Source organism: Gardnerella sp. DNF01180P (genome assembly GCF_049244205.1).
In the GTDB taxonomy this organism is placed as follows: domain Bacteria; phylum Actinomycetota; class Actinomycetes; order Actinomycetales; family Bifidobacteriaceae; genus Bifidobacterium; species Bifidobacterium swidsinskii.
The window spans coordinates 262,131-280,786 of the sequence record NZ_CP058386.1 but is presented as its reverse complement, the minus strand read 5'-3'; the positions used below and the strand labels follow the sequence as shown (position 1 = coordinate 280,786).

15 protein-coding genes and 1 pseudogene are annotated in these 18,656 nt (G+C 42.3%); 6 read left to right on the top strand and 10 right to left on the bottom strand.

The window, feature by feature from the left end:
* Window positions 1-12: 12 nt before the first annotated feature.
* Window positions 13-996 carry an ABC transporter permease subunit gene (locus tag HXT40_RS01160; RefSeq protein ID WP_081378950.1) on the bottom strand — a complete coding sequence of 328 codons (984 nt, stop codon included), beginning with the start codon at window positions 994-996 and terminating at the stop codon, window positions 13-15.
* 563 nt (window positions 997-1,559) lie between these two features.
* On the opposite strand from HXT40_RS01160, the gene HXT40_RS01155 reads away from it, so the two are divergent.
* Window positions 1,560-3,002 (top strand): aminopeptidase C, encoded by a 1,443-nt coding sequence (locus HXT40_RS01155; RefSeq protein ID WP_033888419.1) that lies wholly within the window; start codon window positions 1,560-1,562, stop codon window positions 3,000-3,002.
* A gap of 332 nt (window positions 3,003-3,334) precedes the next feature.
* On the opposite strand, the gene metG is transcribed toward HXT40_RS01155, so the two are convergent.
* On the bottom strand, window positions 3,335-5,206 hold the full coding sequence (gene metG / locus HXT40_RS01150) for a methionine--tRNA ligase (protein WP_162861151.1): 1,872 nt from the start codon (window positions 5,204-5,206) through the stop codon (window positions 3,335-3,337).
* 308 nt (window positions 5,207-5,514) lie between these two features.
* Between metG and HXT40_RS01145 the strand changes: the two genes are divergently transcribed.
* Window positions 5,515-6,123, top strand: a complete 609-nt coding sequence (locus HXT40_RS01145; RefSeq protein ID WP_116440695.1) for a hypothetical protein — start codon at window positions 5,515-5,517, stop codon at window positions 6,121-6,123.
* A complete protein-coding gene (locus tag HXT40_RS01140; protein WP_116440694.1) occupies window positions 6,114-6,377 on the top strand; it encodes a hypothetical protein in 264 nt (87 codons plus the stop codon). The genes HXT40_RS01145 and HXT40_RS01140 overlap by 10 nt, the downstream gene beginning before the upstream one ends.
* Before the next feature lie 31 nt (window positions 6,378-6,408).
* Here the strand turns inward: HXT40_RS01140 and rsmI are convergent, their stop codons facing one another.
* Window positions 6,409-7,311, bottom strand: a complete 903-nt coding sequence (gene rsmI / locus HXT40_RS01135) for a 16S rRNA (cytidine(1402)-2'-O)-methyltransferase (protein ID WP_116440693.1) — start codon at window positions 7,309-7,311, stop codon at window positions 6,409-6,411.
* Between the two features lie 129 nt (window positions 7,312-7,440).
* On the opposite strand from rsmI, the gene HXT40_RS01130 reads away from it, so the two are divergent.
* Window positions 7,441-8,283, top strand: a complete 843-nt coding sequence (locus tag HXT40_RS01130; protein WP_004108020.1) for an alpha/beta hydrolase — start codon at window positions 7,441-7,443, stop codon at window positions 8,281-8,283.
* Between the two features lie 174 nt (window positions 8,284-8,457).
* On the opposite strand, the pseudogene HXT40_RS01125 reads toward HXT40_RS01130, so the two are convergent.
* From HXT40_RS01125 to ptsP, 7 genes and pseudogenes are all read right to left on the bottom strand, one after another.
* Window positions 8,458-9,974, bottom strand: a pseudogene (locus tag HXT40_RS01125) (formate--tetrahydrofolate ligase).
* Between the two features lie 272 nt (window positions 9,975-10,246).
* Entirely contained in the window at window positions 10,247-11,854 is a 1,608-nt protein-coding gene (locus tag HXT40_RS01120; RefSeq protein ID WP_116440692.1) for a C69 family dipeptidase, read from the bottom strand.
* 110 nt (window positions 11,855-11,964) lie between these two features.
* Window positions 11,965-12,516, bottom strand: a complete 552-nt coding sequence (locus HXT40_RS01115) for a YbhB/YbcL family Raf kinase inhibitor-like protein (RefSeq protein WP_004108030.1) — start codon at window positions 12,514-12,516, stop codon at window positions 11,965-11,967.
* A gap of 222 nt (window positions 12,517-12,738) precedes the next feature.
* Window positions 12,739-14,271 carry a PTS ascorbate transporter subunit IIC gene (locus HXT40_RS01110; protein ID WP_012914509.1) on the bottom strand — a complete coding sequence of 511 codons (1,533 nt, stop codon included), beginning with the start codon at window positions 14,269-14,271 and terminating at the stop codon, window positions 12,739-12,741.
* A 116-nt stretch (window positions 14,272-14,387) separates the two neighbouring features.
* On the bottom strand, window positions 14,388-14,657 hold the full coding sequence (locus tag HXT40_RS01105; RefSeq protein WP_004104746.1) for a PTS sugar transporter subunit IIB: 270 nt from the start codon (window positions 14,655-14,657) through the stop codon (window positions 14,388-14,390).
* Window positions 14,658-14,720: 63 nt separating this feature from the next.
* Window positions 14,721-15,170 (bottom strand): PTS sugar transporter subunit IIA, encoded by a 450-nt coding sequence (locus HXT40_RS01100; RefSeq protein ID WP_004108034.1) that lies wholly within the window; start codon window positions 15,168-15,170, stop codon window positions 14,721-14,723.
* A 104-nt stretch (window positions 15,171-15,274) separates the two neighbouring features.
* A complete protein-coding gene (ptsP, locus tag HXT40_RS01095; RefSeq protein ID WP_116440691.1) occupies window positions 15,275-16,933 on the bottom strand; it encodes a phosphoenolpyruvate--protein phosphotransferase in 1,659 nt (552 codons plus the stop codon).
* A gap of 274 nt (window positions 16,934-17,207) precedes the next feature.
* Here ptsP and HXT40_RS01090 point away from each other — a divergent pair, with 274 nt between their 5' ends.
* Both HXT40_RS01090 and HXT40_RS01085 read left to right on the top strand, forming a co-directional pair.
* A complete protein-coding gene (locus HXT40_RS01090; protein WP_004108039.1) occupies window positions 17,208-17,474 on the top strand; it encodes an HPr family phosphocarrier protein in 267 nt (88 codons plus the stop codon).
* A gap of 99 nt (window positions 17,475-17,573) precedes the next feature.
* Entirely contained in the window at window positions 17,574-18,653 is a 1,080-nt protein-coding gene (locus HXT40_RS01085; protein WP_004108041.1) for a LacI family DNA-binding transcriptional regulator, read from the top strand.
* Window positions 18,654-18,656 lie beyond the last annotated feature (3 nt).

Sequence of the window (18,656 nt, the reverse complement as noted above, 5' to 3'; positions counted from 1 at the left end):
TACACTGTTCTGCTAGTTCAAACGAATACGTGGGTCGAGCCAAGCAGAGAAGATATCTGCAAGCAGAGCACCAACTAAGGTACATACAGCACCAAACGCTGCAATAGCAACAGAACCGTTAATATCGTTCTGCATAATGGTCTGAACGAAGTAGCTACCAAGGCCGTTAATAGCAAACACGGTTTCAGTAATCACAGCACCCGTAAACACCCCTGCAATAGAGAAGGCGACGTCAACAGCTGTTGGAATCAAAGAAGTACGCAAAGCGTGGCGGCGAATAGCCAAATTCAAAGGTAAGCCCTTAGCGCGAGCCGTACGAACGTAATCAGCATTCATAGTATCGAGAAGATACGTGCGCTGCGTTAAATGATACCCAACCATGCCAGGAATTGTCATAACAATCGTCGGCAAAATCAAATGCTGAAGGAAGTCAAGAAGGAACATGAACGGGTCAGAACCTTGGTAAGAGTGCAAACCAGTAACGTAGAAAAGTCGCACGCCTGTTGCGTGGTTAATGCTAATAGCAGCAAGCACAACCATCAAACCCAAAACTGCTGCAGGAACAACCAACAGGAAGGTTGCGGTGGAATTAAGAACTCTATCTTGCCACTTGTACTGACGGATAGCAGTGTAAACACCAACGCTAACACCGAGAACAATGCCAAGAATTGTAGCGCCAGTAACCAGCTGAACAGATGCGCCAATACGAGACATAATTGCCGGGCCAACTGGAGCCTGATCTGGGCTCAATCCCCAATCCCACTTAGTAAAAATGTTGTAAATCCAACGGCAATAACGAGTAAACACTGGAGTCTGGTCGTTAATATTTGCCAAATCCAAAGAACGGTTGATTGATGCAATAGGTGGATGCGGATGCCTAGACATGTAGTTCGAACGCGGTCTCATAAAAGCACTTGTCAAGAAATATGTCATGGATACGGCGACGAACAACATCACCACATAATTCAGGCATCGCCTAATGATGTATCGTATCATTGTGACTCTTTTCTACGACTAGCCATTTTTTACCTCCATTCGGCATCCATAAATCTTGTGATTTACAGTATTGCCGATCTAACACTCGACCTTGAAAAGGGCGTGTTTGAATCGACCCTTGTCAATCCGGGACACATAATTAGTATATTTTTAGCCAAGCTATGTACAAAGAGACAAACAGAAAATATTTTTACACAACACTTTTCTCAATACCCAAGGGAAAAATTTCGTATATATAAGTTACATTATACATATCTAAACATGCAAAAAAGCGCAAAATATCAATGATTTCTAGCTATATTTTTACACAAAGACATGTATTTTAAAATCAAAAAAGTATTTTTATACATACAAAATACGTTTTATAAGCAAATATAATAAATTCAAAATTTAATTACAAAAACTGAATATTTACCGAAAAAATTGTAGTTTTACTAAAATAATTAATAGTATTCAAGCAAATGCCGAAAATAGGCATAGACAAGAAACACACGCGAGACATTGAGCAGTATACAATATTTTTTATTCGTACTTTCAACTCTAAAAGGAGAATGAATAAGCTCATGGCTGAAAACGTCAAAGCCGTAACTCTGGAACATGTAAAAAATTATTCCAAACATTTTAACGAACAGCGCGCAAATCTTCTCGCCGCGAATGCAGCAGTAACAAATGGTGTGCTTAAAGCCGCAACAAGCTACCAAGGCAAGCGTGCTCTTCCTCGCGAATTCTCAATAGAATTAAAACAAGGCAGCATTACCAATCAGAAGCGCTCCGGACGCTGCTGGATGTTCGCCTCACTTAATACTTTGCGATACGAAGTAATGCATAAGTGGAATTTAGACGACTTTGAGTTTTCAGAAAGCTACCTATTCTTCTGGGACAAGATTGAAAAAGCAAACGCTTATTTGGAAAATGTGCTTTCAACACTTGATGAAGATGTTAATAGCCGACTTTTTGAGAGCATTAACTATGGTCCAATCGATGACGGCGGCTGGTGGCAAATGTTCGTCAACTTGGTAAACAAGTACGGACTTGTGCCAAAGAGTGCATATCCAGATTCACAGAACTCAGTCGACTCTGATGCATTCGTACAATACATCAATACCAAGTTGCGCGAGTTTGCATACGAATTGCGTGAAGCTCATAAGAACGGAACTTCTTTGGAAGAATTGCGCGAAATGAAAGTTCGCGATTTGGAAACCGTTTATCGTATGACAACTATTGCCCTGGGTGAACCACCTGCACAGTTTGACTTCTTCGCACGAACTAAAGATGACGATGACGATAAGAAGGACGGCGAAAAAGACGAAACCAAGAAAGATGGCGAGAAAACCGGCAAAGCTGACAAGCCAAAAACCGGCAAAGATGAGCGTCCAATGATTTGTGAATACGGAATTACTCCACTTGAGTTCGCAAAGAAGTACGTTCCAGTTGACGTAAACGACTTCGTAACAATATGCAACGCACCTATGGAACGCACACCATTCAACAAGCTCTACCAATTTAAGTACAGCACCAACGTAGCTGAAACAAAGGAAATGGAATTTGTTAATGTGCCTCTCGATGTATTCAAAAAAGCAGCTGTAGACCAATTAAAAGATGGTCATCCAATCTGGTTTGCATGCGATTGCACGCAGTTCTCCTTGCGTGACAGTGGATTCTTCGATCCTGCAGTTGTGCGCGTAGATGAATTGTTTGACGTGAAGTTTACATTCGATAAAGCTCACGGCTTGGAATATATGGATTGCCCAGGAAATCACGCAATGACATTCACTGGCGTGAATCTTAACAAAGATGGCGAGCCAGATCGCTGGAAGATCGAGAACAGCTGGGGCAAGGATGCTGGCGAAGATGGCTATTATGTTGGCTCAGCAGAGTGGTTCGATCGTTATGTGAACGAAATAATCATCAACAAAAAGTACCTTGACAAAGAAACTTTAGCTGTATTGGATCAAGAACCAGTAATGCTTGAACCGTGGGCGCCACTTTCGAAGCGTTGCCGTTAAATCGTTACCATTAAAATTAAGTTTGGTAACTATGTGAGCGCAGATTGTTTTTGCAGTCTGCGCTTTTATTGTTGTTTTACTTTTTTCACAAATTAAAAAGAAGCCCGGCGGGAAGAGAAACCCGCCGGGGCAGAGAGAAAGAGAGAAGAAGGTTTCAATTATGGGGTTCGAAAACGAACCTCGCTAATGGCGAACCATTAACATATGTTAGTATAGCTAAACATTCGTCCAAAGAAAAGAGTTTTTCCTTAAAATTTCCTTAAAATATTTTCTTTTAGAGAACCATTTGCTATGTTCTTTAATTTTACAATTTATTTATTGAGAATTTCAACCTATTTCTCACTATTTTCCAAAGATTTTTTTGCTGCAGCAAGTCTTTCCGCCTCGACACGCTGACGCTCGGACAAAGCAGATGCAAAACGCTCAAGCTCCTCCTCAACTGCTTCTTTTGGAATCTTGGCAAAAATAGGACTTGGCTTAGGCACAGGCGTACCTGCTACCAACTCCTCACTCTCCCAAGGATGAACAGTTTCCCCCAAGCGATAATCGCCCGTAATAATCGGATACTTGAAGTCTGGATTATCCAAATCTTCAACTTCTTCAATATGAGGCAAAGGCGAGAATACGCCAGTGCCACCAAGTGCTTCCCAAACTTTTTGAGCTGCATGAGGCAAGAATGGCGCAAGCAGATGATTAGCATCCGAAACAGCCTGAGCTGCAACATGCAACACAGTACCAAGGCGATCCTCATCATCTTTAATTTTCCAAGGCTCAGTTGCAGAAATATATTTATTAATATCCGCAACTACTCGCATTGCTTCAGTAAGAGCATTCTTCTGACGATGACGCTCAATCAAACTACCAACCAAAGCAAAAGCATCAGAAGTTTGATCGAGAAGAGCGCGATCCATTGCAGTCATAGAATCTTCATCAAGAGGAGGAATTGCACCAAAGTTCTTATTAATAAGATTTGCCACACGATTGACAAGATTACCCCAGCTTGCAGCAAGTTCTTCGTTATTGTGACGAGCAAACTCAGCCCAAGTAAAATCAGCATCAGAATTTTCTGGACCCGCAATAGAAATGTAGTAACGCACAGCATCTACAGGGTAACGTGCCAAAATATCCTTCACATAAATCACGATTCCGCGCGAAGAGCTGAACTTCTTGCCTTCCATAGTCATGAACTCAGAAGCAACAACCTGTTCAGGCATGTTCAATGGGCCATAAATGCCAGCCTCACCACCTTTAGAACCAGCACCGTTGTAGGCAAGCATTTCCGAAGGCCAAATCTGAGAATGGAAAGTAATGTTATCTTTGCCCATGAAGTAGTATCCAGGAGACTTAGGATCACACCACCAATCACGCCAAGCCTCTGGCTTGCCTTGTCGACGAGCCCATTCAATAGATGCAGACAAGTAGCCAATAACAGCATCAAACCAAACATATAAACGCTTATTTGGATTATCAATCCATCCTTCAACAGGAACAGGAATGCCCCAATCAATATCGCGCGTAATAGCTCGCGGCTTTACTTCATTAAATAATCCAAGCGAGAAATTAATAACATTCGTGCGCCAACCTTCGCGAGAATGAAGCCAGTTAACATTCGCTTCAGCCAAAGCAGGCAAATCTAGGAAATAATGTTCAGTTTCTTCAAAGCGCGGAGTTTCACCATTAATTTTAGAAACTGGATTAATAAGCTCATCCGGATCAAGCTCGTTTCCACAAGCATCACATTGATCGCCACGAGCACCATCTGCGCCACACAATGGGCATGTGCCTTCAATATAACGATCTGGCAAAGTACGACCAGTGGAAGGAGAAATAGCAACCTTCTGAGTGCCCTTGTAAATATAGCCGTTCTTTAAGCACTGACGGAACATTTCTTGCACAACATGCTCGTGATTTGCAGTGGTAGTACGCGTGAACAAATCGTAGCTCAAACCTAAATCGCACAAATCCTTAGTAATCACACGATTATAACGATTAGCAAGCTCTTGTGCAGAAACACCTTCCTTATCTGCTTCAACCAAAATAGGTGTACCGTGCTCATCCGTGCCAGACACCATTAATACGTCATTACCTTTCATGCGCTCGTAACGCGCATATACGTCTGATGGGACCCCGAAGCCTGCGACGTGACCAATATGACGAGGGCCGTTAGCATACGGCCAAGCAACATTCACCAAAATATGACTCATAGACAATTATTATCTTGTTCAACGCGGACAGTACATAAGAACATTGCAAAAAGAATCCCAAATATACGAGAAAAACACGCTGGATAACAAGCCTCACACGAGTTCATCCACATATCCACAAGTTATAAAATCAGCCTGGAATTGAAGCAAATATAAACATAATCTCAACTTATGCACTACGAAACTAATGCACTAGAAAACATGCACTAAAAAAACAACAATATGCACAATACGAATCGTAAATAATCGCGCTGAAAAATAAATATGCAAAAAGAAAGGATTAAAGAAAATTGAAAAACCAACAAAATATGCGCAATTTATTGGATATTTGCGAAGAAACACAAACGCAATTCCCAGAATTACTTGACGACAACCATTTACCAGGTCCAATGTGCATGAAAAAACTTTCTCAAATTGGTGTATTCAATAGGCTTGATTTAAATGCAGGATATTCAAATAAGGCAGCTATTTCCACTCAAGGAAGAAGCAATATTGTGAGCAATCTTATGCCTACAGAAAGCATAGCCTGTTTATTTACTGCAGCATGGGTTTGGATAGGAGGTCATTTTCCTGAAAATATAGATGTTATTGATTATGGGCACAGAAGAAAAAAGCCGCACGGTCATGCGATTCGCGCATTTCGAAGACACTTAAACAATGAAGAATACGTAATACTTGGAAAAATTAGAATAACAACGCCAGAACGAACAATTTGCGATTTAGCGTACACTCCAAGCGAAAACGAAGAGCACGAACCTTATAGAAAAGATATTGCTCACCTATTGATATCTAAATACAGCATTGACTTGCGAAAATGCAAACGTATTATTGACGGAAACCCATATTTCCCAGGCTCAATACATGCAAGAAATTGGATACGAAACATTGCGAAAGAAGCAAACAAACCATGGAAATGAAGAACTCTTATGCAACTAAAACAAACAGCCCCCCAAAACCACCTATAATACTCACGCCATCTGTTGCTATCGACCCTGCAACAAAAACGGAAGTGCTATGGTACATCGCGCAAAAAATACCGGAACTTCGAAAATGGATTATTGCAAACCCCTCAGCAGACGCGCAAATTTTAGAATATATTTCTCAACAAGGTGGACCTGACGTTCGTTACAGTTTTGAAGTGCTATTTTCTGCGTATAACAGCAATGAATAGAAAGCAAAAAATAGTAGCAAAAGCAGAAATCTTACTTTTGATCAGGTTTATGCTCAAGACAAGACGCATAAACTTGCTTACGATTAGCAAAAGATCCGTCAGCAAACGGATGCTCTTTTACTACTTTTGTAATTGCTTCTTTTATGCGCAAACCTTCGGATTCTGCACATTCAAGCGAAAGCTTTGCAAGAGCATCAATGCTTAAATCTGTGCTTTCAGACTGCACTTCTTCATCACTTGCACCACCGATAACTAAAACTATTTCACCTCGAGGAGGATCCGCTAAAACACCATCGTGAATACTTTGCACAGTTCCACGACGAATTTCCTCAAAATCTTTTGTAAGTTCACGGCATAACGCCATTGGACGATTAGAACCAAGTACTGCCAATATGTCTTCCATTGCTTCTGCAATACGATGTGGAGTCTCATAAAATACTATTGTTCGTCGCTCGGCTTTAAGTGAGCGCAAATGCTGTTGACGCTCACCAGATTTACGAGGCAAAAAGCCTTCATAACAGAAGCGATCGGTTGGCAATCCAGAAAGAGCAAGCGCATCTAAAACTGCACTAGGACCAGGCGCACAAGTAACAGGCAAATCTCGCTCTATTGCACGTCGAACAACAGCAAGACCCGGGTCGTTAATGGTAGGCATACCTGCGTCTGAAACAACAAGAACAGTGCTACCCTGCTCAACTTTGTCTAGCAAGCCATCTGCCTTATTCCGCTCATTATGATCGTGATATGCGATTACGCTACCAGAAACATGCACACCAAGGCGATTCGCTAAATCATAAAGCCTACGCGTGTCTTCAGCAGCAACAATATCAGCAGTTTCAAGAAGATTAATTAATCGTGCAGAAGCGTCTGCCATATTCCCAATAGGCGTAGCAGCTAAAACAACTTTACCTAAACTATCTTCTTCGTTACACATCTTGAATCTCCTTATAAAACTTCTTAAAACTCTACACGAATTTATAAAAGAACGCACTTACAAAGCGAGGTATTTGATTAGAATTATGCTTAGTGTAATTGCAATATAAGCGAAACGAAAAGAGACACTATGAAGATTATAAATCAGAAAATAAAAAGTATAGATGGAAGCGATGCGCAGCTTATTGGGTATATTTTAGACGATAATTTAGATAGCAAAGGCTTGCAAAACCGTCCTGCAATTCTAATTTTGCCAGGCGGTGGCTTCTTGCGCGTATCGAATCGTGAGGCAGAGCCTGTTGCCATGAAGTTTGCTGCAGAAGGATTCCACACTTTTGTGTTGCGATACTCGCTTACTCCAAGCACATACCCAACTCAGCTTTTAGAAGCAGCAGAAGCGATGAGCTTAATTCGCAAAAACGCAAAAGAATGGCACGTAGATGCGCAAAAAGTTGCAATTATTGGATTCTCCGCTGGAGGGCATGTGGCTGCAAACCTTGCAACTAGCGTTAGCGACGAAGTTGAGGAAGCAAACGGGTATGCTGCTGATGACGTGCGACCAAATGCTCTTATGCTCGCATATCCTGTTATTTCTGCTGGGAAATATGCGCATAAGCCAACGTTCGATCGTCTATTTGGAGAAGTTAGCAACGAAGAGCGAACTGAACTTGTCAATAAACTTTCGCTGGAAAATCACGTGGATCGTAAAACTCCACCTGTATTTGTATGGCAAACCATTACTGATCAAACAGTTCCAGTAGAAAATTCAATAATGTTTGTGAACGCTTGCGTTGAAGCTGGAGTAAGTGTTGAAGCGCACCTGTTCCCTAAAGGACCTCACGGCTTAGCTTTGGCAGTTAAAGAAACAGCAAAACGCGACGAAAACGGAAATGTGCTTACTGAATTTGTGCAGCCAGAAGTTCAGCAGTGGGTTAAGCTTGCTTGCGATTGGTTGCATCGCACTTTTGCGTAATTTAACTTCAACTCTCCCGCGTTTGTTCCCTTTTTAACCCATTTGGTAAACAAAGCAAAAACAAAACGTCGCCCACACACCATGATTGATATGTCGACGACGTTTTGTTACTTGCTATTAATAAGTAATTTTAATTAATCTCAATATTTAAGAGAAAATCACACTATTAATATTTCACACTATTTTTGGCATTGGAGTAGTTAGTGAAGATGTGAGATTTACTTGCACAACTCCAGCTCCAGCGTGAACTTCCACTTTCTTCAATGTCACAGTGCGAGAATCTTCAGGTGCATGATCATCGTCAGTCATAGTTGCTGGCGACTTTACAGCAACAAGCGCGAGGCCATCGAAAACAACTCCAGAATTTGCACACAAATTCTGCGCTTCTTTCAATGAATCAGCAAAACCTGCTTTATCGATCACACGCTCAGTAGGAACACCGTAAGCTTCTGCGCACAGCAAGTTAATTCGCTCCCTAAGCGTCTTTCCACGCCTACTTTCTGGAACTTTCGTTTCAACATCATCAGTTATTGCAGACACAAAATCGTCCAGCTGATTTGCCAAACCATCGCCACCATCGCGGAATAAATTGCCAACAATCGGCTTTCTGAATCCTAAAGACTTAGCTTGTTCCAACAATTCAGGAACTTGATTATCTTCACCTTCCCACAAATTAATCAACGGGAACGTAGGGATATTAAGAGATTCCAAACGAGAAACATGGAATGGGTAACGCCAAGCCAAAGTTTCGTCATCTCGCCAAGTAGTTGCGCGAGTAACTACAACTGCAGCAGCAGGCCACTTTGCACCAAACTCGCGAGCAGCAATATCTAACCACTTTTGAGCACCAGCATCCGTACCATAACCTGCTTCTACAACCACAACATCATGCTCAGCGCAAGCCATTTCAACACTTACAAGGCTTGGAATACCAAGCGAAACGTTCGCAAACGGGCCACAATGAACGTAAATTGGAGAACCATTAATCGTCTCAGTTTTAGCAGGCTTTACAGCGTCGGCAAGAATATTGGTGATTCGCCACAAATCCACAAACTCGCCAAACTGAACAGGCTTACCGTCTTTTGTGCCAGCAATCATTGAAGAAACACGATGAGAAATCTCGTCCATACTGCGCGACAACACTACGATTTGCATGAGCTCGCAAGTTGGCGTCAAAACGACGCGCTCAGGAACAGTCCCCTTGCCAAAATCAACAGCAATGCTTCGCAAAGATCGCGAAGGAACTTCGCTAACTCGAGGAACTAAAATAGTATCAAGGGCACCCTCGTCGACTGCTTTTTCCGCAAACGACACAAGCAAATTCTGCGCGCAAGCAATAGCAGCCATTTCACCACACAAACCCCAGTCAATCAACTCAGGGTGAGAAAGCGAAGACTTACCGCCACCACTTGCACCACCTTTAGAACCAGCAGCTGTAATGCCCATGCTTGGCTGACGAAGAACTGCAGCTGCGTCCACACCTCGCTCACGCAAAGCATCAACCAACGCAATAGTTGTAGTCGTTTTACCTTCTCCGCGAGAAGCTTTCAAAGGAGTATCAGCAGTAACAAGCAGAACTTTACCGCGCTTCCTAGGCTCCTCTGGATGTTGCTTTAAATAATCCAAGTACCCAAAGGCATCAATTTTTTAACCAAACCGAATGTTGTAGTGTATGAATCAAGAATGCTCATGTACCCCTCTTTCATAGGCATATTGGCACAACTATGCATGCGGATAATGTTAATTACATGATTCATACTATACGATTGTTTGTTCGCAGCATAGGCACCACACGCAATATCTATACGCGCTATTAGCAACGTCTATAGCAAAATAACAAAAGATAACAAAAATGCCTTCCACATGAAATAAAAAGTTCATTTCTTAGGAAGGCATCTGAGTTATTAAATTATTTTCGTAAGTTTTTCCATATCAATTACGAGAAAACTTATTTAATTGCATTTCAGTGATCGGAACGATTAAAACCATTCTTCATACGCATGCTAGTGATGTACAGAACTGTGTCAAGCAAAGAATCGGTTTCTTTCTTCAACTTTGCTGCCATGTCGTCATTTGCTTCAGCCAAAGCCTCACGCACTTTGTCGTTACGGAGCTCTGCAATAATAGCTTCAGGATCGCGAACTAAATCATCGTAATCTTCACCTTCATCACCTTCACGCTCTGGCTCGTAATCAGCCAAATCAACGCCAAGAAGATCTGCCACGGCAGCATCCGTAGACTTGACCATTGCGTGACCAAGGGAACCGACAACTTCCTGGTAGCGCTCAATCGAATTTGCAGTATCGTTAAATGCGGCATCCGCAAGAGCAGCAATAATGCGATTCTCCCAATAGAAGTTTTCGCTTGTTACGCGAGTAGTCGTATCTTCCAAATACTTTGGAGTGCGATTTACGTTTGGATAGAACGGAATCAAAGAATTGAAAGGATTAGAACCGTAAGTAATCCACTGAATTGCACGCATTGCTTCCGGCATGTAAGGGCGGATTTGCATTACAGCAAGCTCGCTTTGACGGTTAATGCCGATTGGACGCAACATGTGACGAGTATGCTCATCTCCAAGCTTGCCGTAAGGATCATACTCAGTGCCCTGATAGTGAGAGCTCAAAACGTACTTAACGTCTTCAATTGTTACCTTGCGCTCAGGCTGGCGAGCCCAAGGAATATCGTTGCTGTCCGGACGATGATCAGCGTCTTTACCATCCCACACTTCGTCATACGGATTCAAGAAGCGCTCCATGAACCATGCACGAGGAGTGTTGTAAACGTGGTCGGCATCCGAATGAGAGCCGAAAGCGTCGCGAGGATTGAAAGGAGAAGCGTTTTCAACCGACAAATCCAAGTAATTTTCTTCAATAAACTCAAGCAAATCAGCCGAGCACATATGCTCCTCTTGAGTGTCAAAAGCATCATCTAAATCGAACTCGTCAATTCCAAGCTGGTTTGGCATAACAACATAAGCTTCATCCGGCACACGCTTAGCAATCCAATGATGACCACCGACAGTTTCAAACCACCAAATCTCGTTCACATCCGAAAATGCAACGCCATTCATCTCATAAGTGCCGTACTTTTCAAGCAATGCGCCCAAACGCTCAACACCTTCGCGAGCGCTACGAATATAAGGCAAAACAAGCGTTAAGAAGTCTTCTTCACCAATTCCACCCGGCACTTCCGGCTTATAGTCAGCATCCCCAACTTTGCCTTGCGCTTTTTGAAGCTCAACCATTGGATCTGCGCCTAACACACGCTCGTTGGATGTAAGCGTTTCAGTTGCGCTCATCGCCACGTTTGCTTCGTTAACGCCAGCTTCTCCCCAAATTCCTTCGCGCAAGTCTGCGTTTGGCACGCTTGTGTATTGCATTGGATTATCCGGCAACTCAACTGTTACGTGGCTAAGAACAGACTTATAAACGCGAGGTTGATCTTCCGGCTTTACTACCACTAAGCGCTTTGGATTAAATTCGCCATTTGCGGAGTCTTCGTTACGCGCAATAAGCGTAGATCCGTCGTAGCTTGCTTTTCGACCAACAAGAATTGTTGTGCATGCCATATTTGCATCCTCTGTTTTTAGATTTTATATTTTATTTTAGATCTATTACTGTTTGATTCTAACGCTTAGGCGTTAACTGCTGACCTAATTGGTTGCCCTCGTGCTTGCGTTTAGGCTTTACCAGTAAGGAACATGCCATCAGCATCTACACCTGAAGTTACGTTTCTTACTTCACGCAACAATTCATTCATATAGAATCCCGGTTTAAGGTTTGGCAAAGGCTTTTCTGTACCAAAAACTTCAAACATGTATTCGTGATCTTTATCAGGAGGCTGCGGGCCGTTGTAACGCATAGTAATTGCTGGATCAGTGCAACCAATAAATCTGCTAGCTTGCGAGTTACGTCCTTGAAGCGCTTCTGGAATCATAGAAGTCATCGTGCGAGAAAAATCTTCCGGTATTTGCAAAGCGTGAGAATCGTTAAAATCAAACATTAACGCTTCAACAGGCACGTTTGCAGCAGTCCAGTGAATCCACTCAAAACCGCATACCGGTATTGCGTCGTCGTCAACAAAACGCCAATGCAAATAATGCACGAAAGATGGCAATTTATCTATATAAAATGGAAACGAAACTACTGGAATTCCATTGATTTTATTCTGCTCCGGCGCAGCTTTAGAATAATCGTCTGGAACAGTAGTGAAATCTGTAGAAATATTCATAATTTAAGTATCTACCATTACACAACACTAATCAACTGCGCGAGTAACAAATAAACGCAAACGTTCACGTAATTTAATTGTTCAAGCAGATTGTGACGCTCAAGCAAAAAACACTACAGAAACAACGCTAACTGCATAATTTGACGGTCAATATAAAACGTGCGCCCAGAAAAATCTAAACTGGGCGCATTAACTAAAATGTAATTTTTTACCGTACTCTATTTATTTTGTAACAGCCTCCTCATGAGTTTCAGCAGCCTTAGCTGCCATAGCTGCTTTCTTAGCAGCACGCTCTTGCTTCTTAATTTCTTCAATGAACTCAGCATGCTTTACTGCAGGAAGCCAGCCAGTGTTAACAACCTTAACCTGCCATACCCAAGCCAAGGCAAACAGAATAACAGCAACAATAATCAAGCTTATAGCACCAACGCCAGCACCGAGGTGAGCGAAGTTACCCACAACAGTACCAATCCAACCAAAGTCAGCATCGCCGAAGGTGGAGTTTGCCAAGCCGAAGGAACCCATAACAGTAAGCAATACTGCTGGAAGGAATGTAATAATTAAACCGTTAATAAAACCACCGAGAATAGCACCACGACGACCACCGGTTGCATTACCAAACACGCCTGCACCACCACCATCGAAGAAGTGAGGCACCATTCCTGGGAGAATCAATGCCAATCCCCAAGCTGGACCCATCCAAATGGCAATAAGTCCAAGAGCTACAAGACCTCCAACGAAGGAAGACAAGAAGCCAATAAGAGAAGCATTAGCACCGTATGGGAATACGATTGGAATATCCAATGCTGGACGAGCGCCTGGAACGACCTTGTTAGCAATACCCTGGAATGCAGGAACCAATTCACCTAAAATAATACGAACGCCGTAGAGGATGACACTAACACCAATTCCAAATTGCAAAGCCTGAGCAAAAGCCGCCATGTAGAAGGCACTATAGTCCGTAGGATGAGACGCGAAAATCTTGAAGAGTTCCTTTACTGGCAACACAACCGAAGCCCACACTGCGAATACCAAATACAGCACAACCATCAACAAAGTCGTGGAGACCATTGAATCACGCAAGAAGCTCAATCCCTTAGGGAAGTTGATATCTTCAGTAGACTTAGACTTCTTACCAACAGCAGCACCAACAGCACCAGAAACAATGTAACTTAAGGAGTTAAAGTGACCAATCGAGAGCTTATCGCTACCAGTAATACGGTTCATAAAAGGCTGCGCAAAAGCTGGCAGAACAACCATAACCGTTGCCATAATGACAGAGCCGACAATAACAATAAGCAACTGGTTGCTTGCGCCAAAACCAACGGAAAGAACTAGAGCCAAAAGCATAGACATGAACACCATGTGGTGACCAGTCAAGAATATGTACTTCAGAGGAGTAAAGCGTGCAGCAAGAAGCATAAGAACGAAGCTGAGCACAATAATGTACGCAGAAGTAGCACCGTACTGACCTGCAGCCTGAGCAGTAATAACCTCATTTGTAGGTACAACACCATGAGCACCAGTAGACTTCAAAACCAAGTCACCAAATGGAGCAAGAGCGCCAACAACAACGCCAGCACCTGCACCCAAAATGAGGTAACCCATAGCAGCTTTTAAGCCACCTGCAATCACCTGTCCTGCACTACGCTTGAGTGCGATAAGACCGATTGCTGCAATAATACCAATCAAATAAGCCGGCACATTCAAAATCTGCTGACTTATGAAATTTAAAACCTGAACTACAATGTTCATCTTATTTCCTTCTTTTTATTTAGAAAAAGCGAATAGCGCATGAAATAACAGTATGACTATGCCAAAGCAGTAAGCACGCAATCAGCATAATCAAACGTTTATTTGTTACACATAATTTATGCGTAACGCTCAAGCACACCCTTCACCTCTTCAACATCCATGAAATTTTCAATTGTTTCTACAGGAGTGGTAGTGCCCTCAAGCTCTGGAGCAAGCTGAGGAGAAGTGAGCACAAGATCATTCATATTGGCAGTACCTTTTGCACTTCCAGCATCGGAAGTAGTAACTGTAACATCAAGACCTAAGTCTGCTGCCGCAGCCTCAACATTGATTTTTAAAAGTACAGACGTGCCAATGCCGTTTCCGCATACACATAGAATATTCATAGATAACCTCTTTCGTTGAGTTGTATTTTTTTAATTTTGCAAAATTAGCTAATTCTTTAGTATTTAACTTTTAAGAATTGCGCGAATTTCTTTAGCGTTTTTTGCTTGCGCAAGTTCTCTAGTCTTCACAGGATTAGACAAAGCTGCAGCAACCGCGGACATAACGCCAATATGCTCATTTTCATCGTGACCTGCAAGACCAATTACTAAAGAGACCGGATCGTTGGCAGTGTTACCAAATTTAACGGGCGTACTTAAACGAATCCAGCTCAAACCACTTTTTAACACTGCTTCCGACGGGCGCGAATGCGCCAAAGCCAAGCCTGGGGCAATAACAATATACGGACCCATTTTTTCAACTGTTTCAATCATCTGATCCGTATATTCATCAGTAGTAAAGCCAGACTCCTTCAAAGCATTGCCCGCAAGACAAATAGCATCACGCCAATCTTTCGCTGCAATATCAAGGTTTACTGCAGAATCCGGGAGAAGCTCATCAATATCAGCACTCATATTTTCTCTTTTCTAAGCATGTTAATTATTCTTGATTATTTCTGATTGGTAATCGAATTTTTAATGTTCTTCGTAACGATCATATTTTGAATTACTCCCTTGGCTTATTCTTGCATGATTGAGTGGTAGAACTTTCCAGCTAAAGCCTCATGAGCTTTAGCTTTAGCTTCATCAAATGTAGTTTGAGCAAGTTCTGCTCGAACATCGTCCAAAGCAACTGGCGTCATAGAAAGCGAGTTAATACCGAGACCTGTAAGAACAATCGCTAAGTCTGGATCTGCTGCAGCTTCTCCACACACTCCGACTGGCATACCATGTGCGTTACCAGCGTCTGCAATCATTTTGATCGCGCGCAACACTGCAGGGTGCCAAGCAGTTTGATAATTAGAAACAGACCCAAGGGTTCTATCTGCTGCAAGAGTGTATTGCGTCAAATCATTCGTTCCGATAGATACAAAATCAGCAACTTGAGCAACCTCCTCGGCAACAAGAGCGATAGAAGGCACCTCTGCCATAATGCCAACCTTTTTAAGACCTTTAGATTTACCAAGTTTTACAAAATATGCTGCTTCATGTTCGTCTGAAACCATTGGAGCCATCACCCATAAGTCAGCATTCGTCACAGCATCAGCACGAGATAATGCCTCCAGCTGACCATCTAGAACATCCATATGCTGTCTTAGAGTACGCAAACCTCGAAGTCCGAGGGCAGGATTTGGTTCATCTTCAGGAGTCAAGAATGGTAACGGTTTATCTGCTCCAGCATCAAGCAATCGAATAACAACTTTCTTGCCTTCAAACTGAGATAGTAACTCTGTATAAGATTCTGTTTGTTCTTCTATACTAGGCGGTTGCTCGTTACCAATAAACAGAAATTCCGTTCGGAATAGACCTACTCCTTCTGCTCCATACTCATGAGCAGTTACGGCATCTGAGGGCTTTCCTACATTTGCCAAAAGAGGAATCAAATGACCATCTTTTGTACTTCCAGGCAATCCACGCAATTCACGAGCGCGGCTTAAACGCTCACGAGACTCTTTAACATGCGCGATCTCTTCTTCACTAGGACTGCTTATAACATGACCATTAACGGCATCTACTACAACAATTTGATGATTCTTCAGCTGAGAGGCATCGTGTGCTCCAACAACAGCAACAATTCCACGAGCACGAGCAAGAATAGCAGTGTGACTTGTAGGACCACCATCAAGAGTGACAATTGCCTGAACCTTGCTTAAATCAAGTGAAGCTGTATCAGCAGGTGAAAGATCCCTAGCAACCAGCACAAAAGGCGAATCACTTTCCGGCACCCCAGGAGCTTCAACACCAATCAAAGATGCAATAACACGCTGGCCAACATCATGCAAATCTCCTGCACGCTCAGCCATGTAACCACCAAGATTACGCAACATGTCTTCAAATTGTGCGAACCCTTCCCAAGTGGCACGTTCCGCTGTTTTCCCCTTATCAATACCAGATTCAATTGCACTTATTAACGCTGGATCCGATGCCATCTGTGCAAGAGCTTGCATAATTGGTGCTGCTTTTCGAGTCCCCTCATCCTTTGCTTCAAGAGCCTCACTTGCACGATGGTTTAGGTCTTTATTTACTTCATCTAAAGCATTTTTAACAGCCTTTTTTGCATCCTCAGCCAACACACTAACAGCACGAGGAGAATCCTCTGGCTCATGCAAAGCAGGTGCCATACACAATACTTCACCATATGCCATCGAGCGCCCAATGCCAACACCAGTGATTACCATACTTAAAACCCTCCTTTAGGTTTAGAAACTTTATTACGGCCGCAACGCCGCATAAGCATTTCTTGTAGGTAAACGTTTCTTACTAATGAAACTATACACCATTAAAAACGTTGTTACAACAAGTGAAAACGTTTTCTGTATTTTTCAATTAATTATGCTACACTTAATGTTGAAAATAGCAAACAAAAAAACCTTAAGAAAAAATATGGTTTGCTTTTATATGAAAAATAAAAATAAAAGCAGAATTTGTTAATTATTATTCAAAGGAGAAAAAATGGCAATTGCAACTCGTACTGTTACTATTGAAGACCCAGTTGGAATACATGCTCGCCCAGCGTCAGAATTTTCTCAAGCCGCGATGTCCTCAAATTGCATTGTAACGATTGCGAAAGGCGAAGGTACCCCTGTAAGTGCGAATAGCATTCTTTCAATTATGGGATTGGGTATTACTAAAGGAGATTCAATCACAATTACCGTTGATGGTGAAGACGCTGAAAATGTAGCTAACAATCTTGTCGATGTAGTCACGAAAGGCGAATAATATAAATAAATAAGTGTACATAAACTGACAAATAAATAATATTCAATTTGCGGTGCTGTTTACCAATAATTACAGCACCGCACTTATTCGGGGGCAAATATGACAAATCAAACTAATCAAAACGCCTCCATAACTCATGTAGCAGCTCTTGCAAAAGTTTCAATTGCAACAGTATCTCGTGTACTTTCTGGTAGACGAGCCAAAGATGACGATATTGCAAAACGCGTAAGAAAAGCTGCAGAGCAGCTTAATTATTCAGTAAATTATGCAGCAAGCGCATTAAGAAGTGACACAACTAATACAATCGGCGTAGTAATAGGCACAAGCAACGTAGATGATTCATTCAGTGTAAATATGCTTTCTGCATTGGATGAAGCAGCTCATGAAATAGATAAAATACTTCTTGTTGGAACTGGAAAAGACGCAGAAGCTCAAGAAGAACGCATAGAAGAGCTTATCGGTCATAATGTTGACAGTCTTATTGTCATGCCATCTAACAATAGTGATTTAACAAAAACACTTGAAAACTACGTTGACAATCTTCCCATTGTGCAAATTGGTGGCACTGCTACTTCATTCCACGTCAATTGGGTTGGCATGGATCAAGAATCAATGATGGAAGCTGCTTTAATACATCTTTCGCATCACGATGCCCATAATATTGCTTATTTAAGTGGAAATGTTGACTCCACACAAAGCGCAAACCTATTTGCCAATTTTCAGACTGCTGCAAGCCGATTAAGTTTACTTTCTGAGCCAGATTGGACAACTTTTGGAGAACTTACTTATCAACGTGGATTCAAGGATACAATGCGGCTTTTTTCTGATTCTACTGCTAAGCAATCTCGCAAACCAGACGCTGTTATTTGCGCAAATGACGCTGTCGCACTTGGAGCACTTCTAGCTTTAGATGAGCTTTCTTTGCAAGTTCCGCAGGATGTTCTCGTAATAGGTTACGGAGATAGCAGACAGGCAGAAATATCTGAACCAAAGCTTTCTTCAATCCGTCCTCCGTACCAGCAAATTGCACGCGAAGCAATCCGCCTAACCGCTGTCAACAAATCAGAGCAACATTGGTTACCTGCACATATGGAGTTTAGACCAGAAATCATGCGACGCGAATCAACAAATTCACCAAGAATAGGCACAAGCGATATGTCACTTCCGTGGAGGATATGATAC